Raw genomic sequence first — 26,787 nt, forward strand, 5'->3', positions numbered from 1 at the left:
CGTGCGGCGGGCCCGGGACTCCTCGACGTCCCGGGCCTGCCGTTCGCCCTCCACGCCTCGGGGCGGCTCGGCATACTGACGCCATGAGCCGACCCCCACGCACCCGCCCGACCCTCGAGGAGGTGGCGGCGAAGGCCGGCGTCGGACGCGGTACGGCGTCCCGGGTCATCAACGGCGGCGAGAAGGTCTCCGAGCGGGCCCGCCTCGCGGTCGAGGAGGCGATCGCCGAGCTCGGCTACGTCCCCAACGCCGCCGCCCGGGCGCTCGTGACCCGGCGCACCGACACGATCGCGCTGGTCATCGCCGAGTCGGAGGAGCGGGTCTTCGGCGAGCCGTTCTTCGCCGGCATCGTCCGAGGCATCGGCTCGGCGCTCGCCGCCGCCGACCGGCAGCTGGTGCTGCTGCTCGCGCAGGCCTCGCAGCGTCGCGGCGCCCTCGACGACTACCTCACCCGCCAGCACGTCGACGGCGTGCTGCTGCTCTCGCTCCACGACGACGACCAGCTCCCCGAGCGGATCCGCGCCCACGGCGTCCCGGTCGTCGTCGGTGGTCGGCGCGAGGGCGTCAGCAGCGACTTCGTCGACGTCGACAACCTCCAGGGCGCCCGGCTCGCCGTCCAGCACCTCGCCGGCCTCGGCCGGCGCCACATCGCCACCATCGCCGGACCGGCCGACATGGTCGCCGGTCACTCGCGCTTCGAGGGGTACGTCGCGGCGCTCACCGCCGCCGACCTCCCGATCGACGACCGGCTGGTCGCCCGCGGCGACTTCACCCAGCAGAGCGGCGCCGACGCGATGCGCGCCCTGCTCGCGAGCGGCGCCGCGGTCGACGGCGTCTTCTGCGCCAACGACCTGATGGCCGTCGGGGCGCTCCAGACCCTGCGCGACGCCGGGCGCCGGGTGCCCGACGACGTCGCGGTCGTCGGGTTCGACGACGCGCCGATCGGGCTCTCGACGACCCCGCCGCTGACCACCGTGCACCAGTCGCCCGAGCAGATGGGTCGCGAGATGGTGGCCATGCTGCTCGAGGCGACCGGGGCGCCCGGCGTGCCCCAGCCCGGCCTGATGCTGCCGACCCACCTCGTCGTCCGCGGAAGTGCGTGACCACCTACCCTCGCCCCATGACCGACCGGCCCCTCGTCCTGCTCGTCACCTGCACCGGCATGGACGACGGCGAGCCGGGCCACGCCGCTCTCGACGCGGCGCTGGATGCGCGGGGCGTGGACGCGCGCTGGGTCCGTTGGGACGACGAGTCGGTCGACTTCTCGGGTGCGGCCCTGGTCGCGGTCCGCTCGACCTGGGACTACGACGCTCGGGTGGGGGAGTTCCTCGGCTGGGCCTCGGGCGTCGGGCCGACCCTGCTCAACGGCTACCGCGTCTTCAGCTGGAACGTCGACAAGCGCTACCTCCTCGACCTGCTCGACGCCGGCCTGCCGGTGGTGCCGACCCGCGCGGCGGACACGGTGGCCGACGTACGACGGCTCTCGGCCGAGCACGGCATCGCGGTGGTCAAGCCCCGGGTCGGCGCCGGTGGTCGCGGTCTCGAGATCGTGCGTGACGCAGCCGGGTGGGAGCCGCAGGCCGGGCACGACGGCCCGTGGGTCGTGCAGCCGCTCGTCGAGTCGATCCACCACGACGGCGAGATGTCGGTCTTCGTGATCGGCGGCCACGCCGTCAGCCAGGTCGACAAGCTGCCGAGCACGACCGACATCCGCGTGCACGAGCAGTTCGGCGGGTCGTCGCGGCCGGTGCCGCTGCGGCCCGACACGGTGGAGCTCGCCACGGAGGCGATCGCGGCCGTCGCGGGACTGCTCGGCCAGGAGATCGTCTACGGACGGGTCGACATGATGCGGCACCAGGGCCGGCTCGTCGTGAGCGAGGTCGAGCTCACCGAGCCGGGTCTCTACCTCGACGTCATGCCCGAGAACGCCGTCCCCTTCGCCGACATGGTCGTGGAGCACCTGAACCGGCAGCGCTGAGTCCCAACCTTTCCGGGGCCGGTCGCGTTCATGATGGCGTGATGCCGGACGAGGACGGGTTCCGTCGCTGGGCGGAGGAGCGCCAGCTGGCGCTGCTGCGCACGGCGGTGCTGCTCACCGGCGACCGGCAGCGCGCGGAGGACCTCGTCCAGGAGGCACTCACCCAGGTGGCGCTGCGCTGGCGGCGGCTCGCCGACGAGCACCCGGACGCCTACGCCCGCCAGGTGATCGTGCGCCGCAACATCTCGTGGTGGCGCAAGCACCGACGCGAGGTCGTGGCCGACGTGCCCGACCTCGGCGCGAGCACCGGGGCCGAGGCGTCCGCGGACCGGCGGATGCTGCTCGACCTGGCGCTGGACCGGCTCAGCCCACGGCAGCGCGCGACCGTCGTGCTGCGCTACTACGACGACCTGTCCGAGCGCGAGACCGCCGACGTCCTCGGCGTCAGCGTCGGCACCGTCAAGAGCCAGACCCACGTCGCCCTGCGCCGGCTGCGCGAGGCGTCGCCCGAGCTCGCCGACCTGTTGGGAGAGGACTCCAGATGAGTGACCAGGAGCTGCGCGACCTGCTGCACGACCGCGTCGACGACCTCACGCCGGTCGACCTCGCCCCCGGCGCGTGGGCCGGCGCCGTACGCCGCCGCCGGGTGCGTCGCTCGCTCGCCGCCGGCGGCGTGGTCCTGGCCGTCGTCGTCCTGGCCGTCGCCGTCGACCTGGTGCACCTGTCGGACCGGGACCAGAGCGAGCCGATGCCCGCATCGCCAGGGCCGTCCGTCTCGCCGTCCGCGACCGCCGCACCGGTCGGAGCCGATGCCACCTACCAGGGGCTGCCGGTCTGGTGGAGCCCCGACCTGGACGAGGAGCTCGACCTGCCCTGGATCGACCGCTCGCCGCTGCCGCGGGACCTCGACCTCACCGCCGACATGCCCGGCCTCGCCGACGAGCCGATCGACCGCGCAGTAGCGGCGTACGGGCTGGACCACCAGGTCGTGCTCGTCGCCGCCGACGGGACACCGCGCCGACTCCCGGTCGACCTCGACCAGCCCGAGACCGACGAGGACGGCTACGAGGTGTCGCCGTACGGCCCGTCGATGCTGTCGCCGGACGGCCGCCACCTCGTGTTCCCGCAGGCCGGCAGCCTCGCGCTCTACGACCTCGCCCGCCGGGCGTGGAGCTCGATCGACGTCGGGTCGGCACGCACGGCGTACGTCACCTGGGTCGGCGACGACCAGCTCCTGCTGCCGTCGCGGCCCGAGCAGTCGGGTCCGATCCTCGACGTCCGCGGGGAGCAGGTGGGCAGCGGCCAGAAGCCGAGCATCCGGGTGTTCCAGATCCAGGAGTCGATGCAGAACGCCTACGGCCCGGCGCGCACCGGTCCGGGCAACGTCCTGTCGGCCCAGAGCTGGGGGATGGGGCCGGGCATCCCGGTGCGGGACCCGTCGGCGTACTACAGCTCGCCTGCGCACCTCGTCGTCACCGGCGGCCCCCAGGGCGCCAACGTGCTGGCGTTCATGACCGGCATGGACGACGAACGGTGGATGGACGCACCCCCGGTCGCCGGCTGGCTGGACGCCGACACGGTCGTCTACGAGTCGGTCGCCGGGGACCGGGACCTGTTGATCGGCTGGGACGTCGGCACCCACACGTTCCGGCGGGTGTCGTCGGTGACGCCGGGGTGGGCCTCGAGCTTCGCGCGGCTGGCCTGACTTCTTGCACTCGCCGGGGGCGAGTGCTAAACATGACGCTGGCACTCTCGTGATGAGAGTGACAACTCCGGATCGGTGCCAGTTGAGGCCCTCCGCGCCGGCGAGAAAGGGTTCGCCGGGTCAGCAGGGTCGTCCGTCGCGGGCAACCCATCGAGCCGGATCCCCGAACTCTAAGCGTGAGGAATCGCAGGAGTTATGCCCAAGCTGATTGCTTTCAACGAGGAGGCCCGGCGCGGTCTCGAGCGTGGCATGAACACGCTCGCCGACGCCGTCAAGGTCACCCTCGGTCCCAAGGGCCGCAACGTCGTGCTCGAGAAGAAGTGGGGCGCCCCCACGATCACCAACGATGGTGTGTCCATCGCCAAGGAGATCGAGCTCGAGGACCCGTACGAGAAGATCGGTGCCGAGCTCGTCAAGGAGGTCGCCAAGAAGACCGACGACGTCGCCGGCGACGGTACGACGACCGCCACGGTCCTCGCCCAGGCGATGGTCCGCGAGGGTCTGCGCAACGTGGCCGCGGGTGCGAACCCGATGGGCCTCAAGCGTGGCATCGAGGCCGCTGTCGCCGCCGTGTCGGAGCAGCTCTCCAACATGGCGATCGACATCGAGACCAAGGAGCAGATCGCCGCGACCGCGTCGATCTCCGCCGCTGACACCACGGTCGGCGAGATCATCGCCGAGGCGATGGACAAGGTCGGCAAGGAAGGCGTCATCACCGTCGAGGAGTCGAACACGTTCGGCCTCGACCTCGAGCTCACCGAGGGCATGCGGTTCGACAAGGGCTACATCTCGGCCTACTTCGTCACCGACCCCGAGCGGATGGAGACGGTCCTCGAGGACCCGTACATCCTGATCGCCAACCAGAAGATCTCGAACGTCAAGGACCTGCTGCCCCTCCTCGAGAAGGTCATGCAGTCCGGCAAGCCGCTGCTGATCCTCGCCGAGGACACCGACGGTGAGGCGCTGTCGACCCTGGTCGTCAACAAGATCCGTGGCACGTTCAAGTCCGTCGCCGTCAAGGCCCCGGGCTTCGGCGACCGCCGCAAGGCCATGCTGCAGGACATCGCGATCCTGACCGGCGGCCAGGTCATCTCGGAGGAGGTCGGCCTCAAGCTCGAGTCGACCGGCATCGAGCTGCTCGGCCAGGCCCGCAAGGTCGTCATCACCAAGGACGAGACCACCATCGTCGAGGGTGCCGGCGACGCCGACCAGATCGCCGGTCGGGTCAACCAGATCCGTGCCGAGATCGAGAAGTCGGACTCCGACTACGACCGCGAGAAGCTGCAGGAGCGCCTGGCCAAGCTGGCCGGCGGCGTCGCGGTCATCAAGGTCGGCGCGGCCACCGAGGTCGAGCTCAAGGAGCGCAAGCACCGCATCGAGGACGCCGTTCGCAACGCGAAGGCGGCCGTCGAGGAGGGCATCGTCGCCGGTGGCGGCGTGGCGCTCGTGCAGGCTGCCGCCACCGCGTTCGACAAGCTCGAGCTCTCGGGTGACGAGGCCACCGGCGCGAACATCGTGCGCTTCGCCTCCGACGCCCCGCTCAAGCAGATCGCGGTCAACGCCGGCCTCGAGGGCGGCGTCGTGGCGGAGAAGGTGCGCAACCTGACTCCCGGTCACGGCCTGAACGCCGCTTCCGGCGAGTACGTCGACATGATCGCCTCCGGCATCATCGACCCCGCCAAGGTGACCCGCAGCGCGCTGCAGAACGCCGCCTCCATCGCGGCGCTCTTCCTCACCACCGAGGCCGTCGTGGCCGACAAGCCGGAGAAGGCGGCGCCCATGGGCGGCGACCCGACCGGTGGCATGGGCGGCATGGACTTTTAGCACCCCTTGTCCGGGCAGGGCCGAGCTCGCTCGGCCTGCCCGGACAACGCCAGGTGCAAGGTTGAGGAGCGTCGGCTCGGGCCGGACGAAGTCCGGAACGAGCGACGCGTCTCGAAACCGAGTCGCTTGCCCAGCACAGCATCCCGAACGGCCCCGGTCCTCACGGACCGGGGCCGTTCGGCCATTTCCGGATGTGTGAGGGTGGAGGCGTGGACGAGAGTCGCCGGGAGCGCTTCGAGCGGGTCGCGCCGGGCCTGGTCGAGCCGCTGCGGCGCTTCCTCGCCCGACGTACCGACGCCGCGACCGCCGACGACGTGCTCGCCGAGACCCTGCTGGTGTGCTGGCGCCGGGTCGAGGAGCTGCCCGACGAGCCGCTGCCCTGGGCGTACGCCGTCGCCCGCAACTGCCTGCGCAACGCCGAGCGCGCCGCCCGGCGCCAGGAGCGGGTCGCTGCCCGGCTGGCCGCCGAGCCGGCGGACCCCGGCCCGCCGGGGCCGCCCGAGGACACCGCGCTGGACGACGCGCTCGCCCGGCTGCGGCCCGACGACGCGGAGCTGCTGCGCCTGTGGGCCTGGGAGCAGCTGACGCCGGCCGAGATCGCGACCGTCCTCGACATCACCGCCAACGCCGCGAGCATCCGGCTGCACCGGGCCCGCGAGAAGCTGAAGGACCAGCTGCGAAAGATCGGGGCCGCAGCCGGACATGACGGGTCGAGAGAGGGGAGAAGGCCATGACGGACACGCACGACGACGAGCTGAGAGCTCGCCTGCGCGCGTCCGACCCGGCCGGATCCCTCCCGCCGGCCGCCCCGCACGAGGTGGCCCGACTCCTGGAGGACGTCATGGCCACCGAGCTCACCACCGAGAACCGCGAGACCGGCACCCACGACCGCGGCCCGCTGACCTGGCTGGTGGCCGCAGCCGCCGTGGTCGTCATCGCGGGCGTCGGGTTCCTCGGGGTCCGGGCCCTCACCGGCAACGACGACGCCGTGCCGCCCACGGGCGGCAGCCAGGTGCCGGCGACGGTCACCCGGCTCGACGTCCCCGCGACCGGAGGAGAGGCCAAGTGCGCGGTGCCGAGTGCCGAGCTGCTGGCCGGCGCTGACGTCGCGTTCGACGGCGTCGTCACCGGCATCGCGGGCGACCAGGTCACCCTCGAGCCCTCCCACTGGTACGCCGGGCTGCCGACCGACACGGTCGTCGTGACCGCGCCGAGCGAGCAGATGCAGCAGGTGGCCTCCGGGGTCGAGTTCCGCAAGGGTGATCGTTACCTGGTGTCCGCCAGCTCCGGGACGGTCTCCCTGTGCGGCTTCTCGGCGCCGTACAGCGACGAGCTCGCGGCGATCTACGGAGAGGCGTTCCCCACCTGATATGCATGGAGCGATGCACGGACTGCTGCTCGCTGCCGGGGCCGGCAGCCGGATGGGGATGCCGAAGGCCCTCGTGCGCGCCGACGACGGCGAGCCCTGGCTGGTCCGCGGCGTCCGCGCGCTGACCGACGGCGGGTGCACCCGGGTGACCGTGGTGCTGGGCGCCTCCGCCGACGAGGCGCTCCCGCTGCTCGAGGGCTCGGGCGCCACCGGCATCGTCGTCGCCGAGTGGGCCGACGGCATGTCCGCCTCCCTGCGGGCCGGGCTGGCGGGCCTCACCGTCAGCGACTCCGACGCCGTGGTCGTCACGCTCGTCGATCTGCCCGACGTCGGCGCCGACGTCGTACGCCGCCTCCTCGACCCGACCCCGGACCGCGCGACCCTGCGGCGCGCCTCGTACGACGGGCAGGTCGGCCACCCGGTCGTCCTCGGCCGCGACCACTGGGTCGCGGTCGCCGACGAGACGAGTGGCGACCGGGGAGCGCGGGGCTACCTGGCCACCCACGACGTCGAGGTCGTCGAGTGCGGCGACCTCGCGACCGGAAGGGACGTGGACTCCCGGTGAGACGGACCGCCGTCATCCTCGCGCTGCTCCTCCTGGCCGTCGGCCTGCTGGCGACGCCGGCGACCGCCGCCCCGGACGACACGGTGCGCGTCGGCAGCTTCAACATCGACCGTGGCCGCGGCTTCACGGCCTGGCGGCGCGCGGCCGCGCAGCTGCAGCGGACGGTCGACGTGGCCGGCATGCAGGAGGTGACCAGCGTCGCGAAGCGCCGCTACCTGCTGCGGGGCCGCTGGGAGGCCTACGGCACGACGCCCGGCCCGGACGAGAACCCGGTGATCTGGGACGGCACCGTCTTCCGCAAGGTCGGCGCGCAGGCCGTGCGGATCGCAGGCAAGCAGGGTCGCCTCCCCGCGGCGTACGCGACCGTGGTCCGGCTGGTCCACCGCGCCTCGGGTGAGCGGTACTCCGTCCTCAACGTGCACCTCGTGTACGGCGCGGTCGCGAACGGTCGACCGGTCCCCGGGCAGGCCGCGCGCTACCGCTACTACGTCGCCGAGGTGCGCGGGCTGGCCCGGGTGGTCGCCCTGGAGCAGCGCCGCGCAGGCACCCGGGTGCTCGTCGTCGGCGACTTCAACGACGACCACGTGGGCGACCGCGAGGTGCGCAACGCGAACCTGCCCGTGGTGCGCCTCGGCGCCCGGGGGCTGGTCTCCGCGTGGGACAGCGTCGAGGACCTGCCCGAGGACGGCGGCACCAGCACGGTCGGTGCCGGCTACATCGACAACGTCTGGTCCGAGCAGGACGCACTGTCGGTGCGCACCCTCGCGGTGTCCGGCGGGCAGCACCACCCCGTGATCGCGACGTACGACGTGGCTCCCGACCCAACCGCGGTCCAACGACCCGCTGGGTAGCCTTGCTGCATGGAGCCGTCGAACCCCGGTGATGTCGCCGCACGACTAGGCGCCACCGGCTACCTGTGCGACGACGCGCTCGCGACGGTGACCTACCTGGCGCTGCGGATGCAGCGCCCGCTGCTGCTGGAGGGCGAGCCCGGCACCGGCAAGACCGCGCTCGCCGAGGCGATCGCCGAGTCGCTCGGCCTGCCGCTGGTCCGGCTGCAGTGCTACGAGGGCATCGACGCCACGCAGGCCCTCTACGACTGGGACTTCCCGCGCCAGATCCTGCACCTGCGCGCGCTCGAGGCCGCCGGCTCCACCGCGGTCGAGGAGGCCGAGAAGAGCCTGTACGACGCACGCTTCCTGCTCGCCCGGCCGGTGCTCCAGGCGCTCCAGGAGAGCCCGGCCGTGCTGCTGGTCGACGAGGTCGACCGGGCCGACGACGAGTTCGAGGCGTTCCTGCTCGAGGTGCTGTCGACCTACCAGGTCTCGATCCCCGAGCTCGGCACCGTGCGCGCGGCCACCCCGCCGATCGTGGTGCTCACGTCCAACCGCACCCGCGAGCTGCACGACGCGCTGAAGCGGCGCTGCCTCTACCACTGGATCGACCACCCCGGGCTGGAGCGCGAGGTCGAGATCGTCCGCTCGCGGGCGCCCGAGGTCGCGGCCGCGCTCGGCCGGCAGGTGGTCTCCGTCGTCCAGGAGCTGCGCGGTCGCGACGACCTCCAGAAGCCGCCGGGCGTCGCGGAGACGCTCGACTGGGCGCGCGCCCTGCACTACCTCGGCACCGCCGAGATCGACCTCGTCTCGGCGTCGGCGACGCTGGGCGCTCTGGTGAAGTACCGCGAGGACGCCGACCGGGTGCGGCACGCGCTGGACCAGATGCTGCGGGCGTGACGGATGGACCGCGGAGGCGACGAGATCCTGCTGGGCTTCGCCCGCGCGCTGCGCACGGCCGGCGTGCCGGTGACGCAGGACCGGGCGCACGGGTTCCTGACGGCGACCGCCACGCTCGGCCTCGACGACCAGCGGGCGACGTACCTCGCCGGCCGCGCGACCCTGTGCGGCGGGCCGGACGACCTCGAGCGCTACGACCAGGTCTTCACGGCGTACTTCGACGGCCGCGACGGGCTGCCCCGCCCCCGGCCGGCGCAGGCGGGGGTGCCCGGCTTCTCCGGTCTCCCCGACAGCGACGCGTCGGGCGCCGGTGAGGCAGACGCCGACGAGGAGGTCGTGCGCGCCCGGGCGAGCGATGCGGAGGTGCTGCGGCACCGCGACGTCGCGACCCTGTCGGCCGCCGAGAAGCGCCGGCTGTCCGGCATGTTCGCGACGCTCCAGCCGAGGCCGCCGGTCCGCCGTACGGCCCGTCACCGGCGCTGGCACCGCGGCCAGGTCGACGCCTCGCGGACGCTGCGCGCGTCGCTGCGTCGGATGGGGGAGCCGGGCGAGATCGCCTGGCGGCGGCGCGGCGTGCGGCCGCGGCGGGTGGTGCTGCTGGTCGACGTGTCCGGCTCGATGAGCGGGTACGCCGACGCGCTGCTGCGCCTCGCGCACCGGTTCACCCAGGTGGGGCGCGGGAGCGGCGGCGTCGTCGAGACGTTCACCGTCGGCACCCGGCTCACCCACCTCACCCGGGCGATGCGGATCGGCGACCCCGAGCGGGCGCTGGTCGCCGCCGGCGAGACCGTGCCCGACTGGTCGGGCGGCACCCGGCTCGGCGAGACGCTGCGCTTCTTCCTGGACCGGTGGGGCCAGCGTGGGGTGGCCCGCGGGGCGGTGGTCGTCGTCTTCAGCGACGGCTGGGAACGCGGCGACCCGACGCTCCTCGGCGAGCAGATGGCCCGGCTCCAGCGGGTCGCGCACCGCGTCGTGTGGGTCAACCCGCACCGGGGCAAGTCCGGCTACGAGCCCGTGCAGCAGGGCGTCGTCGCCGCGCTGCCGCACTGCGACGACTTCGTCGCCGGCCACTCGCTGGCGACCTTCGCCGAGCTGTCGGAGGTGATCTCGCGTGCGTGACGTGCTGCCCGAGCTGCTGGCCTGGTGGCGGTCCGGCGCGACCGTCGGCGTCGGCACGGTCGTCGCGACCTTCCAGTCCGCGCCCCGCCCGCCCGGCGCCTCCATGCTGGTGGGCCCCGACGGCACCGCCGTCGGCTCGGTCTCCGGCGGCTGCGTCGAGGGGGCCGTCTACGACCTGGCGGAGTCGGTCGTCGGGTCCGGTGAGCCGGTCCTCCAGCGCTACGGCGTCTCCGACGACGACGCCTTCGCCGTCGGCCTGACCTGCGGCGGCATCCTCGACGTGTACGTCGAGAAGGTCAGCCGGGAGACCTTCCCCGAGCTCGAGCAGGTCGCCGCCGACATCGAGGTCGGCCGCCCGGTCGCCCTCGCCACCGTCATCGAGCACCCCGACCCGGCCTGGCTGGGCCGCCGCCTCGTCGTACGCCCGGACCAGCCGGCCACCGGGTCGATCGGCTCGACGCGCGCCGACGACGCCGTCCACGACGACGCGCTCGGGCTGCTGGCGTCGGGGTCGAACGCGACGTTGAGCTACGGACCGGACGGCGAGCGCCGCGGCGAGGGCATGCGGGTGTTCGTGTGGGCGTTCGCGCCGAAGCCGCGGATGCTGGTCTTCGGGGCGATCGACTTCGCCGCCGCGGTCGCGCGGGTCGGCAGCTTCCTCGGCTACCACGTCACCGTGTGCGACGCCCGGCCCGTCTTCGCGACGCACAGCAGGTTCCCCGAGGCCGACGAGGTCGTCGTGGACTGGCCGCACCGCTTCCTGGAGGCCGAGGCCGACGCGGGCCGGATCGACGGCCGCACGGTGATCGCGGTGCTGACCCACGACCCGAAGTTCGACGTACCCCTGCTCGAGGTGGCGCTGCGGCTGCCCGAGGTCGCGTACGTCGGGGCGATGGGCTCTCGCCGCACCCACGACGACCGGCTCACCCGGCTGCGTGAGGCCGGCATCGACGACAAGGAGCTCGAGCGGCTCTCCAGCCCGATCGGCCTCGACCTCGGCGCTCGCACCCCGGAGGAGACCGCGATCAGCATCGCCGCCGAGATCGTCGCCAGGCGTTGGGGCGGCAGCGGTGAGCGCCTCGGCGTCCGGGACGGCCGGATCCACCGCGACCTGGGCTGAGCGGTGCGGAAGCGGGCGAGCATCGCAGCTGTCGCGGCGCTGCTGCTCGCGGGCTGTACGTCGGACCCGGCCGGTCCCGCGCCGACCACGAGCAGTCCTCCGGTCTCGACGCCCTCCTCGGGCCCCACCCAACCCCCCACCCCCGCCGAGCAGGGCGAGAGCCTGCCACCGCGCACCGACACCCCGTCGCTGGCCAACCTGATGCGCGCGGACTTCGACGGGCGCGGGCTGCGGGTGCTCCGCACCGAGACGCGCACCGACGCCTACACCCGCCAGCAGGTCACCTACCGCAGCAACGGCACGCTCGTCTCCGGGGTGCTGCTCCGGCCGCACGGCCGCGGGCCCTTCCCCGCGGTCGTCCTCAACCACGGCTACATCGGGCCGTCGGCGTACGTCACCGGCCAGGGCATGGCGCGCGAGCAGGACTGGCTGGCGCGCGCCGGGTTCGTGGTGCTGCACACCGACTACCGCGGCCACGCCGCCGGCGACCCGGCCGGCGACCGGGAGCGCGAGCTCCGGCTCGCCTACACCCGCGACAGCATCAACGCCGTGCTGGCGCTCGAGAAGCTGGCGTACGTCGACGCCGACAAGACCGCGATGGTGGGCCGGTCGATGGGTGGCGGGGTCACCCTCAACGCGCTGGTCGCCGCGCCCGGCCTGGTCGATGCCGCGGTGGTCTACGCGAGCGTCAGCTCGCGCTTCCTCGACAACCTGCAGCACTTCACCGAGCCCAACCGGCCCGGCGCCGTCGACGACCTCTACGCCGAGTACGGCACGCCGCGGCAGGCGCCGGCGTTCTACCGCGGGCTGTCGTCACGCACCTACTTCGACCGCATCACCGAGCCGGTGCTGATCCACCACGGCACCGCCGACGCCACCTGCCCGCCGCGCTGGTCGCGCACCACCCAGCGCCTGCTCGAGCGCGCCGGCGTCGACAGCACGCTGGTCGAGTACCCCGGCGAGGACCACGCCTTCTACGCACGCTGGCAGGACTCGATCGTCCGCACCGTGCGCTTCCTCCGCCGCCACCTCGACGTGTGACCCGCGTCACGATCCCGGTGCTACCTTCGACCGCATGGCACGCAGCGAGCTCCAGGCACGCAGGCTGGAGTCGGTCCGCGCGTGGACGTCGTTCGTCGAGCGTGGCGACGACGCGGTCGACGTCGTCCGCCCGGAGATCCTGACCAGCTGGACCCGCTCGGAGGCGGCGATCGCCCCCGACGTCACCCAGGCGCCGCTGGCCGACGAGGCCGAGACCGCCGCGTCCTGGCAGGGCTCGCCGCTCCAGACCGCCGTCGAGCGCGTCGAGGCCGAGCTCCGGCGTACGGCGGAGGACGGTGACCTCGTCATCGCCGTCACCGACGCGCAGACCCGCATCCTCTGGACGTACGGCGGCCGGGTGATGCGCCGCAAGGCGGAGACCGTCAACTTCGTGCCCGGCGGTCGCTGGGACGACGAGTCCGTCGGCACCAACGCGCTCGACCTGGCCAACCGGACCGGCGCCCCCGAGATGGTCTTCAGCGCCGAGCACTACGCGTCGATCGTGCACAACTGGGTGTGCTGGGCCGCCCCGGTCCACGACCCCGTCACCGGCGCGAAGCTGGGCGTCATCGACCTCTCGACGTCGTGGGACCGCACCCACCCGATCGGCCTCGCCACCGCCCGGGTGATGGCCCGGCTGATCGAGACCGCGATGCCGCTCTCGCACCAGTACGCCGTGCTCGACCAGCTCGACGAGGCGTCCGAGCCGGGCCTGGTGATGCGGCTGCTCGGCACCGCCGAGACCTGGCTCGACGGGCAGCGGCTGCTGCTCAACCGGCGCCAGACCGAGGTGCTCGCGCTGCTCGCGATGCATCCCGAGGGGCTGTCGCTGGAGCACCTCCACGCGCTCGTCTACGGCGACCAGGCGGTCACCACCTCGACCCTCAAGGCCGAGGTCTCGCACCTGCGCTCCGCGCTCGGCGGCCAGCTCGCGTCGCGCCCCTACCGGCTGACGATGCCGGTCTCGACCGACGTCGACCTCGTCCTCACCCTCCTGCGCCGCGGCCGGGTCGCCGCCGCCGTCGACGCGTACGGCGGCGACCTCCTCCCCGGCACCAACTCGCCCGCCCTCGCGGAGCTGGCCGAGCTGGTCGCGGTCGCGGTCCGGGAGGCGCTGCTCGCCGACCCCGACCCGGACGCCGTGCTGCGCTACGGCGAGCTCGCGCCGTACGACACCGAGGTCGTGGAGGTCTGCCTGAACCGCCTCCCGCACGGCCACCCCGCCGTACCCTTGCTGAAGGGACGGCTCGCCGCGGCCGAGCGCTGATCGCCCGACGCCGAGGGGGAGACGATGGACGACGTCGTGCGCGTGCGCGCCGACATGGGTGCCGTGATGGCGACCATGGCCGGCCGGATCGGGGCCGTCGCCGACGCGGGACGCGACTGGTGGGTCGGCCTCACCGGAGGCGTCGCCCCCGACCTGAACCTGGTGCTGCTCGCGACCGCCGACCCGGTGGTCCTCGACGGCACGCTCACGATCCTCGACGAGGCGGGCCTGGACGCGTTGGTGTTCCTGGCCGGTCCCGGCCGCGAGCTCGGGAGCCGCTTGGCCTCGCCGTGGGTCGGTGTCGGCGCCGCGCCGGTGATGACACGCGACCTCACCTCCGGCCCGGTCGACGTCGTCGACCCGCGCGTGCGCCAGGCCGGGCCAGCGGACGCCGACGTGCTCGCCGCGCTGATCGCCGAGGCGTTCTCGCTGACGGCCGACGACACGGCGCTGATGGCTGCGGGTGCCGTGCCCGGTGGGGTCGTCCGGGGCTGGCTGCTCGAGGACGGCGGCGAGGCGGTCTGCGCGCTGATCTCGGGGCACGTCGACGACGGCGTCTCGATCTGGGCGATGTCGACCCCGACGCGCTTCGCCCGGCGCGGCTACGGCCGGGCCCTGCTCGCCAGCGTGCTGGCGCACGCGCGTGCCGACGGCGCCCGAGTCGGGATGCTCGGCGCGACCCCCGCCGGCCTGCCGCTCTACGAGGCCACCGGGTGGCGGACCGTCGACGAGTGGGAGCTCTTCACCAACGCCGAGTCGGCGCAGTTCGGCCACTGATGCACACTTAATTGCAGTTGTTCTCTAGACTTACCGCATGGTTGTCACCGACCGAGCACCCGTCCACGCCGGAGCCGACGCCCGCAGCGACCGCATCGCGATCATCGGCGGCGGCGCCAGTGGGGTGCTCACGGCACTCCAGCTGCTGTCGACCTCGACCGACTCCGCGCTCCGCGTGACGGTCCACGAGGCGACCGGCGTTCTGGGTCGCGGCATCGCCTACTGCACCTCCGACCCGCGCCACCTGCTCAACGTGCGCGCGCGACACATGAGCGCGTACGCCGACGTGCCGTCCGACCTCCTCGACTGGGCGCGCCGGGCCGGCCGCGACCCCGACCCGCTGGGCTTCCTGCCGCGGATGGAGTACTCGGCGTACCTCCAGGACACGCTCGCCGACGTCGCCGACCACCGCCTGACGATCAGCGCCGGTCGGGTCGACGACGTGGTGCCGGTCGGCGACGGGTTCGAGCTGCGCACCCGCGACCGGGTGGCGACGGCCGACACCGTGGTGCTCGCCTACGGCAACCAGGCCCCGCAGCCTCTCGTCGTCGACGGAGCCGACCTCGGCGCGCTGCCCGGCTACCTCCCGAACCCCTGGGACCTCGGCGCGATCCGCGCCCTGCCGGACGACGCCGACGTGGTCGTCGTCGGCACCAGCCTGACCGCGATCGACACGGTGATCACACTGCTGGCGGACTCGCCGCACCGGCGCGCCGTCATGGTCAGCCGGCACGGGCTGCTCCCGCACGCCCACATCGAGCAGCAGTCGACGGCCTGGGTCAGCAAGGTGCCCGCGGGCCCGCTGACCGCCGACGGCATCGCCGCGTTCGTGCGCAGCCAGGTCGGGGCGGCGCGCTCGCACGGCGTCGACTGGCGCAACGTGGTCGACGGGCTGCGGCCCGCGACCCAGTCCATCTGGGCCCGCCTCGACCTCGACGAGCGGCGGCGGTTCCTCGCGACGTACGTCCGCGACTGGGAGGTGCGCCGGCACCGGATGGCGCCCGAGGTCGCCGACCGGATCGCCGGCTACCGCCAGGACGGGCGGCTGAACGTCGCGGACGGAGGTCTCGCCGGTGTGGACCTCGACCGGGCCGACGCCGTGGTCAACTGCACCGGACCGCTCACCGACATCTCGCGCACCGACGACCCGCTGCTCCAGGCACTCCAGCGCCGCGGCCTGGTGGCGCCGGACCCGCTGCGGCTCGGCCTCGACTCCACGCCGTCGGGCCAGGTCGTCGGCGCGGACGGCGTACCCGTCCCCGGCCTGTACGCCGTCGGCCCGCCCCGCAAGGGCACCCTCTGGGAGTCGACCGCGATCCCGGAGATCCGCACCCAGGCGGCGGAGGTCGCGCGGCTCGTGCTCGGGCGGACTGCACCGGCCACCGTCTGACCAACCCGCGGCCAACCCTGCGCGCCTAGCGTGCGCAGCATGACCCGGATCACACTCACCGTCGACGGAGCGAGCGTCTCCGACGACGTCGAACCCCGCATGCTGCTCGTGCAGTACCTCCGCGAGCGGCTCGGCAAGACCGGCACCGTCATCGGCTGCGACACCAGCAACTGCGGCGCGTGCACCGTCCACCTCGACGGCACGAGCGTGAAGTCGTGCAACGTGCTCGCCGTCCAGGCCGACGGCGGGGAGGTCACCACGATCGAGGGCCTCTCCCAGAACGGCGAGCTGCACCCCGTGCAGGAGGCCTTCCGCGAGTGCCACGGCCTCCAGTGCGGCTTCTGCACGCCGGGGATGATCATGCAGAGCGTCGACCTGCTCAGCACCAACCCGAAGCCCTCCGAGGAGGAGATCCGGCTCGGGCTGGAGGGCAACCTCTGCCGCTGCACCGGCTACCACAACATCGTCAAGGCGGTTCAGCACGCGTCAGGTCAGGGGGCGACGTCATGACGGTCACCGACGAGCGCCCGTCCGACGCCATCGAGCACGAGATCGGTCGCGACCGGCGCCGCAAGGAGGACCAGCGGCTGATCACCGGTCGCACCCGCTGGACCGACAACATCGTGCTGCCGGGGATGCTGCACCTCGCGATGGTGCGCAGCCCGTTCGCGCACGCGACCATCACCAGCATCGACACCTCGGCCGCGAAGGCCGCGACCAACGTCGTCGACGTGCTGAGCGGTGCCGACTTCGGGGAGGAGCTCGGCGCGATCATCAACGCCTGGCCGATCACGCCCGACCAGGTCACGCCGCCGCACTCGCCGATGCCGGCCGACCGGGTCGCCTTCGCGGGCGAGATCGTGGCCGTGGTCGTCGCCCGCAGCGCCGCGGAGGCGCGCGACGCGGCCGAGCTCGTCGAGGTGGAGTACGACGAGCTGCCCGCCGCCCTCGACCTCAAGAAGTCGGCCGCGGACGAGGTCATCGCGCACCCCGACCTCGGCACCAACAAGTCCGCGCTGTGGGTCTTCGACTCCAGCGAGGCCGGCACCGGTGGCAACGTCGAGGACGCGATCGCGAAGGCCCGCACCGACGGCATCGTGATCGAGCGGGAGTACCGCCAGCAGCGGCTGATCCCGGCATTCATGGAGCCGCGCAGCGTCGTCGTCGACCCGACCGGTGAGCAGTACACGATGTGGTCGGCGACCCAGATCCCGCACATCGTCCGCTTCGCGCTGGCCGCGACCACCGGCGTACCGGAGTCGAAGATCCGCGTCATCGCCCCCGACGTCGGCGGCGGGTTCGGCGGCAAGCTCCAGGTGACCCCGGAGGAGTGGATCGCCTGGGCGGTGGGTCGCCGGCTCGGCAAGCCGGTGAAGTACACCGAGACCCGCTCCGAGTCGCTGATGAGCGCCCACCACGGCCGCGACCAGTGGCAGAAGCTGACGCTGTCGGCCGAGAAGGACGGCACCGTCACCGGGCTCAAGGTCGAGCTGCTCGCCGACCTGGGCGCGTACGTCGCCATCGTCGGCGGAGGCGTGCCGGTGCTCGGCGCCTTCATGTTCAACGCGATCTACAAGTTCCCGGCCTACCACTTCGCCGTCCAGACGGTGCTGACCAACAAGGCTTGGACCGACGCCTACCGCGGCGCCGGCCGGCCCGAGGCGACGTACGCCATCGAGCGGCTGATGTCGGAGCTGGCCGCCGAGGTCGGCGTCGACCCGCTCGAGATCCGCGAGAAGAACTGGATCAAGCACGAGGAGTTCCCGTTCACCACGGTCGCCGGGCTCGAGTACGACTCCGGCAACTACGAGGCCGCGACCGCCAAGGCCAAGGAGATGTTCGGGTACGACGAGCTGCGGGCCGAGCAGATGGCACGAAGGGCGTCGGGCGACACCGTGCAGCTCGGGATCGGCATCTCGACGTTCACCGAGATGTGCGGCCTGGCCCCGAGCCGGGTCCTCGGCCAGCTCGACTACGGGGCCGGCGGCTGGGAGCACGCGAGCGTGCGGATGCTGGCCACCGGCAAGGTCGAGGTGGTCACCGGCGCCTCGGCGCACGGACAGGGTCACGAGACGGCGTTCAGCCAGATCGTGGCCGACCGGCTCGGCGTCGCGTTCGAGGACGTCGAGATCCTGCACGGCGACACCGCGATCTCGCACAAGGGGCTGGACACCTACGGATCGAGGTCGTTGGTCGTCGGCGGTGAGGCGCTGGTCAAGGCGGCCGACAAGGTGATCGAGAAGGCGAAGCCGATCGCCGCCCACCTGCTCGAGGCGTCGGTCGGCGACCTCGAGTTCTCCGGTGGCCGGTTCTCGGTGCGCGGCACCGACCAGGGGATGGCGATCGGCGAGATCGCGACCGCGGTCTTCGCCGCGCACAACCTGCCGGACGGCGTCGAGCCGAGCATCGACTCGGAGGCGACGTACGACCCCGTCAACTTCAACTACCCGCACGGCACCCACCTCTGCGCGATGGAGGTGGACACCGAGACGGGCGCGGTGAAGATGCGCAAGTACGTCTGCGTCGACGACATCGGCAACATCGTCAACCCGCTCATCGTCTCCGGGCAGGTGCACGGCGGGCTGGTGCAGGGGATCGCCCAGGCGCTGTGGGAGGAGGCGGTGTACGACGACGCCGGGACGCTGGTCTCCGGGTCGTTCGTGGACTACCTGCTGCCGACGGCCGCCGACACGATCAGCTTCGACGTCGAGCACACCACGACGCCGGCGCTGACCAACACGCTCGGCACCAAGGGCGTCGGCGAGGCCGGCACCATCGCCTCGACACCGGCGGTCGTCAACGCGGTCGTCGACGCCGTACGCCACCTCGGCGTGAGCGACATCCAGATGCCGTGCACGCCCGAGCGGGTGTGGCGCGCGATCAACGGGCCCGGGTCCGGCGGCTCGACCGAGGGGGCGGCGATGCCCCACTTCGAAGCGGGTGGTGCCGCTGGCAACCAGGAGATGCCCGGGCCGTCCTCCACGGAAGGAGCTGGCGCGTGATCCCCGCAGCGTTCGACTACGTGGCGCCGACCTCGGTCGAGGACGCCCTGGCGGCCCTCGCGCAGTACGGCGACGACGCCAAGATCATCGCCGGTGGGCAGAGCCTGCTGCCGGTGCTGCGGATGCGGCTCAACGCACCCGAGTGGATCATCGACCTGGGCAAGATCGAGTCGTTGCGCGGCATCCGCGACGACGGCGACGCGATCGTGGTCGGCGCGATGACGCCGCACGCCGTGGTCGGGTCCGACCCGCTCGTGGCCGAGCACGCCGCGCTGATCGCCCAGGCGGTCGAGCACCTGGCCGACGCGCAGGTGCGGCACCGCGGCACGTTCGGCGGCGCGCTCGCGCACGCCGACCCCGCCGGCGATCTCGGGGCGCCGGCGCTGGCGCTGGGGGCGGAGTTCGTGATCGCCGGGTCCGGTGGCAGCCGGACCGTGGCGGCCGACGACTTCTTCGTCGACCTCTTCGAGACCGCGATCGGCGAGGACGAGATCCTCACCGAGGTCCGGATCCCGAAGCGGACCGGCTGGGGCGCGACGTACGAGAAGTTCGTGCGGGTCGCCCACCAGTGGCCGATCGTCGCCGTCGCGGCCACCGTGCGCGTCGACGGTGGCACGATCGCCGAGGCTCGGATCGGGCTGACCAACATGGGATCGACGCCGCTGCGCGCCCGGGCCGTGGAGGACGCGCTCGCCGGGCAGCCGGCGACCGCGGACGCCGTACGCGCGGCTGCCGAGCACGCCACCGACGGCACCAACCCGCCCTCCGACCTGAACGGGGACGCCGACTACCGGCGCCACCTCGCCACGGTGCTGACCCGACGGGCGGTCCTGGCGGCGGCTGGGGCCTGATGGACCTCACGCACCGCTTCACCGTCCCCACCTCGGTCGACGAGACCTGGGCGCACTTCCAGGACATCGCGTCCGTGGCCGAGTGCTTTCCCGGGGCGACCGTGACCGAGGCCGACGGCGACAGCTTCGCCGGCTCGGTGAAGGTCAAGCTCGGCCCGATCGCGCTCGTCTACAACGGTGCGGGGACCTTCGTGGAGAAGGACGAGGCGGCGCACCGCTTCCTCGTCGACGCGAAGGGCCGCGACAAGCGCGGCAACGGTACGGCGGGCGCGAAGGTCACGCTCACCATGACCGACGCCGACGGCGGCGGGACCGACGTCGAGGTCGTCACCGACCTCGCGATCACCGGGAAGCCCGCGCAGTTCGGTCGCGGGGTCATGCAAGACGTCTCGGACAAGCTGCTCGGGCAGTTCGTGGAGTGCCTGGAGCAACGTCTGAGTGCGGAGTCCACGGGGGCCTCGCAAGCGACGGCTCCCGGGTCCGAGCAGGCGACCGAGGCGGAACCCGAGACCGCCTCGGTCGCCACCCCACCGCCCACCGCCCCACAGCCGGCCCGCCAGGACGACGCGCTCGACCTCGGCAGCGCGGTGCTGCCGGTGCTCGCGAAGACCTACTGGAAGCCGGTGGTCGGCGTGGTGGTCGTGGCCGGCATCGTCATCTGGTGGGTCGCCAGCCGCTGAGCGTCACGCGGGCTGGTGGTTTCGAGGCTCGCTCCGCTCGCACCTCAACCACCGGCCTCGGTGGTTGAGGTGCGAGGCGCGCTAGCGCCGAGCCTCGAAACCACCACCGGGCGACGTCACTCCAGGGTGCTGGTGCGGGTCTTCGGCGTCGGCTCCGGTACGGCGTCGGGGTCGGCGACGAGCTCAGGCTCGGCGCTCCGCTCGCACCTGAACCACCGGCCTCGGTGGTTGAGGTGCGAGGCGCGCTAGCGCCGAGCCTCGAAACCACCACCGGGCGACGTCACTCCAGGGTGCTGGTGCGGGTCTTCGGCGTCGGCTCCGGTACGGCGTCGGGGTCGGCGACGAGCTCAGGCTCGCGGACGCCGTTGACGCCCGGCGGCAGCTGCGGCTCGAGGCGCACGACCGCCAGCACGCCGAGCAGGAGGCAGCCGACGACGAGCGTGCCGATGTAGACGCTGTCGAGGTGGTGGCCGATCAGGAAGCCCGCGATCGGCGGCGCGATGATCTGCGCCAGCTGGAAGGCCGCCGAGCTGGCCGCGTTGTAGCGGCCGCGCAGGTGGTCGGGCGCCAGGTCGTTGACCAGGGCCGGGACCGTCGGCTGGAGGAGCGTCTCGCCGAACGCGAAGACGGAGGCGCACGCGGCGACCAGCATCGTCGCGCCCCAGGTGCCCGAGACCAGCCCGGTCGCGCCGAGCAGCAGCCACGACACCGCCCACACCGCGCCCATCACCGCGATGATCCGGGTCCGCCGCCGCGCCTCGATCCGCTGCAGGACGACCAGCTGGAGCAGCACGATCACCAGGGTGTTGGCGGCGAACGCGAAGCCGAGTCCGCGCGTCGAGATCTCGCCCACCGAGCGGGCGTAGGCCGGCATGCCGGCGTTGAGCTGCGAGTAGCCGACGTACGACGACACGAAGCTGAGCAGCAGCATGGACGCGACCGCGGGCCGGCGTACGACGTCGAGGTAGCTGACCTTCGCGGCCGAGCCGTCCCCGTGGTGCTCGACGCGGCCGGCGACGTGGCGCAGCGGCACCAGCATCAGGAAGAGCGCGGGGAGGTAGCTCGCGGCGTCGCCGAGGTAGATCGCCTGGAAGGTCGGCAGGTGGTCGACCCGCACGAACGCGCCGGCGACCAGGCCGCCGATGCCGATGCCGAGGTTGAGCAGGGTGAAGTTGACGCCGAAGTAGCGCTGCCGCAGCTCGGAGGGGATGACGGCCGCGATGAACGCCTGGAAGCCCGGCCACGACACCCCGAACGCGACACCGCTCATCAGCAGGGCGACCGCTGCGAGCGCCTGCGTCGAGGCGAACGCGAGCGTCACGTTGCCGATCACCTGGAGGACGAGCGCGCCGACCAGGATGCGGCGCGCACCCCACCGGTCGATCGCCGCACCGCCCGGCCCGACCACGAGGAAGCCGACCAGCGGCGGCAGCGCGAGCAGCAGACCGGCGTCGCCGAGCGCGAAGCCGCGGACCTCGTGGAGGTAGACGATGTTGAACGGCAGGACCAGACCAGTGCCGATGAACTCGAACACGACCACCGAGAGCAGGAGCTTGCCCTCACGGGGCAGGTCGTGCCAGAACGAGCGGAGCGTGAGGGGGCTGGGGCTGGTGGGGCTGGACATCGTGGAACGAGTGTTTCAGGGCACGCCGACAGTCGGCGAATCCTTATTCGCCGACCTTCACGACGCCCTAGGCTCCGCAGCATGAAGCGCATCGTGGGCTACACGATCGGCCTCGCCGTCGTGGTCCTGGTCCTGATGATCCCGGCGGCCCTGTACGGGTTCTCGACCGACGACGAGGGCCCGAGCGACTACGACGAGACCACGATCACGTCGTACGACGCGGACTTCGACGTCGCCGACAACGGGGACATGGACGTGGTCGAGACGCTGACGGTGAACTTCCCGTACAGCGGCAAGCACGGCATCTTCCGCTTCTGGGACATCGACGACATCAACGCCCCCAGCTCTCGCCGGATCCCGCACGACGTCACCGTGACGATGGACGGCGACGACGTGCCGTTCGAGATGTCGCGCCAGGAGGGTGGGAAGTACCGGGTCGCCAAGATCGGCGACGCCGGCTCGACGGTCGAGCCGGGCGACCACGTCTACGAGATCTCCTACCGCATCAACGGCGTGCTCGAGCCCGGCACCAACGGCTCGCGGACGCAGTTCTACTGGAACCTGATCCCGGCCGGCTGGGCCCAGGAGATCACCGCCGCCGACCTGACCGTCCACCTGCCCGCCGACGCCGAGCGGGTCCAGTGCGCGGTCGGGGACGACACCCGCGCCTGCACGGTCGACGGCGAGGGCACGCAGACGCTCCACGTCACCGCCGCCGACCTCCCGTCCCGGACGGGCGTCACCGTCAAGACCGGCCTGGACATGGAGACGCCTCCCGCGGGCGACGTGCTGCCGTGGCCGAAGTCGTTCGACGTCGTCTTCGGGCAGAGCGTCGCCGGCCTGGCCGTGGTGCTCGCCCTGTCGTTCCTCGCCGGGCTCCTCGGCCTGTTCCTGAGCCGGCGCGCCTCCGAGCGCGACCCCGGGTTCCCACTGATGTACGCCCCGCCCGAGGGCGTCGGGCCGGCGCAGGCGGCGTACCTGGTCACCGAGCAGGTCGACGACGAGCAGTACGTCGCGACGCTGCTCTACGCCGCAGAGAAGGGTGCGATCGACCTCGACCGCACCGAGGACTCGTGGACGATCACCGACAAGCAGGGGGTGGCCGGCTGGGCGGGGCTCGACCCGGTCACGTCGGGCGTCGCGCACATCCTCGGCGGCGAGCACGCGTCGTTCGTCGCGTCGCGGAGCAGCGTCTCGGCGGGCGAGCGGCTCAAGGACGAGATCGCGACCTTCGAGCAGAGCACCAAGTCCTGGGCGTCCGCCAACGGGCTGATGACGCGCAGCGGCTTCGGCGGCCTGGGCGGGTTCGTGGTCGGCGCCTGCTTCCTGGCGGTGATCCTCACCGTCTTCGTCAACCCGTTCAACATGACGTTCCTGACGCTGATCGTCGGAGCGTTCGGGGTCTTCGCCGCCGGCCTCGCGGCCCCCGGTGCCGGCACCCGGCGCACCAAGGCCGGGCGCGAGCTCTGGTCGCGCGCCGGTGGCTTCCGGCGGATCCTGTCGACGCCGTCGGCCCAGGACCGGTTCGACTTCTCGGGCCGCCAGGAGCTGTACACGGCCTACATCCCGTGGGCGGTCGCCTTCGGCTGTGCGGACGAGTGGGCCGAGAAGTACCGCACCGAGATGGGCAGCGAGCCGCCCGTCCCGTCGTACTTCGGGCACGCGTACGCCGGTGCGTACGCCGGGTCGGCGATCTCGTCGATGGTGTCCGACTTCAACTCGACCGTGAGCTCCGCGATCTCGTCGTACGAAGCCACCCAGAAGTCCTCGTCGTCCTCGGGCGGCGGGGGCGGCTTCTCGGGCGGCGGCGGTGGTGGCGGCGGTGGCGGCGGCTCGTGGTGACCCCGATACTTGCTCCACTCCCGTGACCTGCACCCCATGAACTGAGGAGTTCACATGCTCATCGCCATCATCGTCGTCGTGGTGCTGGTCGCCATCGTCGGCTTCGTCATCGTGGGCTTCAACAAGCTCCGTACGACGGACATCGGCGCCCAGGAGGCGCTCGGCGGCATCGACGTCCAGCTCACCCGGCGCGCCGACCTGATCCCCAACCTGGTCGAGACGGTCAAGGGGTACGCCGCGCACGAGAAGGGCGTCTTCGAGGAGGTCACCCGGGCCCGCGCGGCGGTGACCGCCGCCGCGAAGGGCGACGACGTCCCGGCCAAGGCCGCCGCCGACCAGGCGCTCGGCCAGGCGCTCGTGAAGGTCAACGCCGTGGCCGAGGCCTACCCGGACCTCAAGGCGAACACGAACTTCCTGGAGCTGCAGAAGCAGCTGGCCGACACGGAGAACCAGATCTCCTTCGCCCGCCAGTACTACAACGACGCCGTCGCGACGCTCAACAAGCTGACCCAGACGATCCCGTGGATGTTCCTCACCGGCATCGCCAACGTGCACAAGCGCGACTTCTACGACGCCCCCGAGGGCCAGGACGTCGCCCCCACCGTCAGCTTCGAGTAGCGCTCGGACCGAGCCTGCGAGGTCCGAGAGCCCGCTACCAGGTCGAGTAGCGACGCGACCGACGTAGGAGGTCGCGAGGAGCGTATCGAGACCCAGCACGGGTCTCGATACGCTCGCTGGCGCTCGCTACTCGACCAACGAGGAGAGCGCCTCGAACTCGTCGTCGGTGAGCTCGATGCCGGCGGCGGCGGTGTTGGACTCGAGGTGCCCGACGCTCGACGTGCCGGGGATCGGCAGCATCACCGGGGAGCGGCGCAGCAGCCATGCCAGCGCGAGCTGGGACGGGGTTGCGTCGTGGCGCTTCGCGGCCTCGGCCAGCGGGCCGTCCTCCTTGGACAGCTCACCGGTCGCGAGCGGGAACCACGGGATGAAGCCGATGCCCTCCGCCTCGCAGTAGTCCAGGACGTCCTCGGAGCTGCGGTTGCCGAGGTTGTAGAGGTTCTGCACGGTGGTGATCTCGGCGACCTCACGGGCCGCCTTGATCTCGTCGACGCTCACCTCGGACAGGCCGATGTGGCGGACCTTGCCCTCGTCCTGGAGCGCCTTGAACTCGCCGACCTGGTCCTCCAGCGGGTAGTTCTTGTCGATCCGGTGCAGCTGGTAGAGGTCGATCGTCTCGACGCCGAGCCGGCGCAGCGAGAGCTCCGCCTGCTGGCGGAGGTACGGCGGGTAGCCGAGCTGCGTCCAGATGCCGGGACCCTGCCGGGTGAGGCCGGACTTGGTGGCGATGACGACGTCGTCGCCGTACGGGTGCAGCGCGTCCTTGAGCAGCTGCTCGGCGGTCTCGGGCCCGTAGGAGTCGGCGGTGTCGAAGAAGGTGATGCCGAGCTCGACGCTGCGGCGCAGCACGGCCATGGCGGTGTCGTGGTCCTTGGCCGGTCCCCACACGCCCTCGCCGGGCAGCTGCATGGTGCCGTAGCCGAGGCGGACGACCGGGAGGTCGCCACCGATCTGGAAGGTTCCTGAGCTGACTGCGATCTTGTCGGTCATGTCCGACCCAACCGGTCCGGGGCGGTCCGCATTCCGTGTGATGGGATGGCGACCCATCACCGGCGACAGGAGATGTCGTGGCGGACGCGTCGTTCAGCCGCTACTGGCTGGCGGCGACGATCAGCTCGTTCGGCACCGCGGTCACGACGGTCGCGCTGCCGGTGCTGGTGATCCAGGAGCTGGACGCGTCGTCGATCTCGGTCGGGGTCGTCAACGCCGCGCAGTTCCTCCCGTACGCCGTCCTCGGACTCGTCGCCGGGGTGTACGCCGATCGCTGGCGGCGGCAGCGGCTGCTCGTGTGGAGCAGTGTGGGACGGGCCGCGACGCTGGGGGCGGTTCCGGTGCTGTGGGCGTTCGACGACCTGGAGGTGTGGACGCTGGTCGTGCTGCTGCTGGCGTTCGGTGCGTTCTCGGTGTTCGCCTTCGCAGCGACGCAGTCGTTGTTGCCGCGACTGGTCCCGCGCGACCGGCTCGTCCCGGCGAATGCCCGGCTCGACCAGAGTGACGCCGCGGCGCAGACACTCGGCCCGGCGCTGGGTGGAGGCCTGGTCGGGCTGCTCGGTGCACCCGTCGCCATCGCCGTCGATGCCGTCAGCTATCTCGTCGACGCCGTGCTCAACGCCGGGCTCCGGGTCGACGAGCCAGCCGCGCACCCGTCCGTGGAGCGGCACCTGGGGCGAGAGATCCGCGAGGGGTTGAGCTGGACCTACCGGCACCCCACGCTGGCTCCGTTGGCGGTGTCGACCCACGTCTGGTTCGTCGCCAACGCCGCAGGTTTCACGGCTCTGACACTGGTGGCGCTGCGCGTGATGGGCCTGTCGGCGCTCGCGTTCGGGCTCCTGGTGGCCGCCGGTGGGATCGCCGGTCTCGTCGGCGCCACGATCGCGCCGGCCGTCGGACGCCGGCTCGGCACCGGGCGTGCGATCCTCGCCACGCGATCGGTCCACCCGGTCGGCTGGATCCTGGTAGCGCTCGCACCGGCTCAGGACGCTGGGCCGGCGCTCCTCGGTGCGGCGCTGGTGCTCCAGGGGCTGGCCATGGGCATCGAGAACGCCAACGACACCGGCTACTGGCAGACCGTCACCCCGGACAGGCTGCTCGGGCGGGCCAACGCCACCAGGCGCTCGGTGAACCGCTCGGCCGGAGCGCTCGGCGCCGTGCTCGGCGGGGTCGCCCTGAGCTCGTTCGGCGAGCAGCAGGTCCTGGTGGGTGTGGCGGCGTTGTCCGCGGCGTCGGCGATGATCGTGGGCTGGTCCCGCGTCCGGGCAGTGCGGATGTCCTGACCGGCCCTG

At 72.5% G+C, this 26,787-nt stretch carries 25 protein-coding genes; 23 read left to right on the plus strand and 2 right to left on the minus strand.

What is annotated here, in order from left to right; all coding sequences use genetic code 11:
* Positions 1-83 precede the first annotated feature (83 nt).
* The 20 genes from ACFPYL_RS15370 to ACFPYL_RS15465 all read left to right on the plus strand — a co-directional run bounded on the left by ACFPYL_RS15370 (position 84) and on the right by ACFPYL_RS15465 (position 20,421).
* Positions 84-1,103: a LacI family DNA-binding transcriptional regulator gene (locus tag ACFPYL_RS15370; RefSeq protein WP_379155952.1), complete on the plus strand. Its 1,020-nt coding sequence runs from the start codon at positions 84-86 to the stop codon at positions 1,101-1,103.
* A 17-nt stretch (positions 1,104-1,120) separates the two neighbouring features.
* Positions 1,121-1,978 (plus strand): ATP-grasp domain-containing protein, encoded by an 858-nt coding sequence (locus ACFPYL_RS15375; RefSeq protein WP_379155955.1) that lies wholly within the window; start codon positions 1,121-1,123, stop codon positions 1,976-1,978.
* 41 nt (positions 1,979-2,019) lie between these two features.
* The gene (locus ACFPYL_RS15380) at positions 2,020-2,523 is read left to right on the plus strand and encodes a SigE family RNA polymerase sigma factor (RefSeq protein ID WP_379155958.1); all 504 of its coding nucleotides are present in this window, start codon (positions 2,020-2,022) and stop codon (positions 2,521-2,523) included.
* Positions 2,520-3,683: a hypothetical protein gene (locus tag ACFPYL_RS15385; RefSeq protein WP_379155961.1), complete on the plus strand. Its 1,164-nt coding sequence runs from the start codon at positions 2,520-2,522 to the stop codon at positions 3,681-3,683. The genes ACFPYL_RS15380 and ACFPYL_RS15385 overlap by 4 nt, the downstream gene beginning before the upstream one ends.
* A 195-nt stretch (positions 3,684-3,878) precedes the next feature.
* Complete coding sequence (gene groL / locus ACFPYL_RS15390) at positions 3,879-5,507, plus strand: chaperonin GroEL (RefSeq protein ID WP_379155964.1); 1,629 nt, start codon at positions 3,879-3,881, stop codon at positions 5,505-5,507.
* Between the two features lie 209 nt (positions 5,508-5,716).
* Positions 5,717-6,241, plus strand: coding sequence for an RNA polymerase sigma factor (locus ACFPYL_RS15395; protein ID WP_379155966.1), 525 nt, complete (start codon positions 5,717-5,719; stop codon positions 6,239-6,241).
* The gene (locus ACFPYL_RS15400) at positions 6,238-6,876 is read left to right on the plus strand and encodes a hypothetical protein (RefSeq protein ID WP_379155969.1); all 639 of its coding nucleotides are present in this window, start codon (positions 6,238-6,240) and stop codon (positions 6,874-6,876) included. The genes ACFPYL_RS15395 and ACFPYL_RS15400 overlap by 4 nt, the downstream gene beginning before the upstream one ends.
* 13 nt (positions 6,877-6,889) lie before the next feature.
* On the plus strand, positions 6,890-7,441 hold the full coding sequence (locus ACFPYL_RS15405; RefSeq protein WP_379155972.1) for a nucleotidyltransferase family protein: 552 nt from the start codon (positions 6,890-6,892) through the stop codon (positions 7,439-7,441).
* Complete coding sequence (locus ACFPYL_RS15410) at positions 7,438-8,292, plus strand: endonuclease/exonuclease/phosphatase family protein (protein ID WP_379155975.1); 855 nt, start codon at positions 7,438-7,440, stop codon at positions 8,290-8,292. Before ACFPYL_RS15405 ends, ACFPYL_RS15410 begins: the two co-directional genes overlap by 4 nt.
* 9 nt (positions 8,293-8,301) lie before the next feature.
* Positions 8,302-9,174: an AAA family ATPase gene (locus tag ACFPYL_RS15415; RefSeq protein ID WP_379155978.1), complete on the plus strand. Its 873-nt coding sequence runs from the start codon at positions 8,302-8,304 to the stop codon at positions 9,172-9,174.
* Between the two features lie 3 nt (positions 9,175-9,177).
* Positions 9,178-10,293, plus strand: coding sequence for a vWA domain-containing protein (locus tag ACFPYL_RS15420; RefSeq protein WP_379155981.1), 1,116 nt, complete (start codon positions 9,178-9,180; stop codon positions 10,291-10,293).
* Positions 10,286-11,413 (plus strand): XdhC family protein, encoded by a 1,128-nt coding sequence (locus ACFPYL_RS15425; RefSeq protein WP_379155984.1) that lies wholly within the window; start codon positions 10,286-10,288, stop codon positions 11,411-11,413. Before ACFPYL_RS15420 ends, ACFPYL_RS15425 begins: the two co-directional genes overlap by 8 nt.
* Before the next feature lie 3 nt (positions 11,414-11,416).
* Positions 11,417-12,454 carry an alpha/beta hydrolase family protein gene (locus ACFPYL_RS15430; protein ID WP_379155987.1) on the plus strand — a complete coding sequence of 346 codons (1,038 nt, stop codon included), beginning with the start codon at positions 11,417-11,419 and terminating at the stop codon, positions 12,452-12,454.
* A 34-nt stretch (positions 12,455-12,488) separates the two neighbouring features.
* Positions 12,489-13,721, plus strand: coding sequence for a transcriptional regulator (locus tag ACFPYL_RS15435; RefSeq protein ID WP_379155990.1), 1,233 nt, complete (start codon positions 12,489-12,491; stop codon positions 13,719-13,721).
* A gap of 24 nt (positions 13,722-13,745) precedes the next feature.
* Positions 13,746-14,498: a GNAT family N-acetyltransferase gene (locus ACFPYL_RS15440; protein WP_379155992.1), complete on the plus strand. Its 753-nt coding sequence runs from the start codon at positions 13,746-13,748 to the stop codon at positions 14,496-14,498.
* Positions 14,499-14,535: 37 nt separating this feature from the next.
* Positions 14,536-15,888: an FAD/NAD(P)-binding protein gene (locus tag ACFPYL_RS15445; RefSeq protein ID WP_379155995.1), complete on the plus strand. Its 1,353-nt coding sequence runs from the start codon at positions 14,536-14,538 to the stop codon at positions 15,886-15,888.
* A 39-nt stretch (positions 15,889-15,927) separates the two neighbouring features.
* On the plus strand, positions 15,928-16,398 hold the full coding sequence (locus tag ACFPYL_RS15450) for a (2Fe-2S)-binding protein (RefSeq protein ID WP_379155997.1): 471 nt from the start codon (positions 15,928-15,930) through the stop codon (positions 16,396-16,398).
* Complete coding sequence (locus ACFPYL_RS15455; protein ID WP_379156000.1) at positions 16,395-18,890, plus strand: xanthine dehydrogenase family protein molybdopterin-binding subunit; 2,496 nt, start codon at positions 16,395-16,397, stop codon at positions 18,888-18,890. The genes ACFPYL_RS15450 and ACFPYL_RS15455 overlap by 4 nt, the downstream gene beginning before the upstream one ends.
* Positions 18,887-19,741: an FAD binding domain-containing protein gene (locus ACFPYL_RS15460; RefSeq protein ID WP_379156002.1), complete on the plus strand. Its 855-nt coding sequence runs from the start codon at positions 18,887-18,889 to the stop codon at positions 19,739-19,741. The genes ACFPYL_RS15455 and ACFPYL_RS15460 overlap by 4 nt, the downstream gene beginning before the upstream one ends.
* Positions 19,741-20,421, plus strand: a complete 681-nt coding sequence (locus tag ACFPYL_RS15465) for an SRPBCC family protein (RefSeq protein ID WP_379156005.1) — start codon at positions 19,741-19,743, stop codon at positions 20,419-20,421. The genes ACFPYL_RS15460 and ACFPYL_RS15465 overlap by 1 nt, the downstream gene beginning before the upstream one ends.
* A 280-nt stretch (positions 20,422-20,701) precedes the next feature.
* Here ACFPYL_RS15465 and ACFPYL_RS15470 read toward each other — a convergent pair whose 3' ends face one another.
* Positions 20,702-22,045, minus strand: coding sequence for an MFS transporter (locus ACFPYL_RS15470; protein ID WP_379156008.1), 1,344 nt, complete (start codon positions 22,043-22,045; stop codon positions 20,702-20,704).
* Positions 22,046-22,126: 81 nt separating this feature from the next.
* Here ACFPYL_RS15470 and ACFPYL_RS15475 point away from each other — a divergent pair, with 81 nt between their 5' ends.
* Together ACFPYL_RS15475 and ACFPYL_RS15480 are read left to right on the plus strand one after the other, a co-directional pair.
* Positions 22,127-23,887: a DUF2207 domain-containing protein gene (locus tag ACFPYL_RS15475; RefSeq protein WP_379156011.1), complete on the plus strand. Its 1,761-nt coding sequence runs from the start codon at positions 22,127-22,129 to the stop codon at positions 23,885-23,887.
* A 54-nt stretch (positions 23,888-23,941) separates the two neighbouring features.
* Positions 23,942-24,505, plus strand: a complete 564-nt coding sequence (locus tag ACFPYL_RS15480; RefSeq protein ID WP_379156014.1) for a LemA family protein — start codon at positions 23,942-23,944, stop codon at positions 24,503-24,505.
* Between the two features lie 126 nt (positions 24,506-24,631).
* On the opposite strand, the gene ACFPYL_RS15485 is transcribed toward ACFPYL_RS15480, so the two are convergent.
* Complete coding sequence (locus ACFPYL_RS15485; RefSeq protein WP_379156017.1) at positions 24,632-25,495, minus strand: aldo/keto reductase; 864 nt, start codon at positions 25,493-25,495, stop codon at positions 24,632-24,634.
* A 77-nt stretch (positions 25,496-25,572) separates the two neighbouring features.
* On the opposite strand from ACFPYL_RS15485, the gene ACFPYL_RS15490 reads away from it, so the two are divergent.
* On the plus strand, positions 25,573-26,778 hold the full coding sequence (locus tag ACFPYL_RS15490) for an MFS transporter (RefSeq protein ID WP_379156019.1): 1,206 nt from the start codon (positions 25,573-25,575) through the stop codon (positions 26,776-26,778).
* Positions 26,779-26,787: the final 9 nt, after the last annotated feature.

The organism is Nocardioides hankookensis (genome assembly GCF_042658885.1).
GTDB lineage: Bacteria > Actinomycetota > Actinomycetes > Propionibacteriales > Nocardioidaceae > Nocardioides > Nocardioides hankookensis.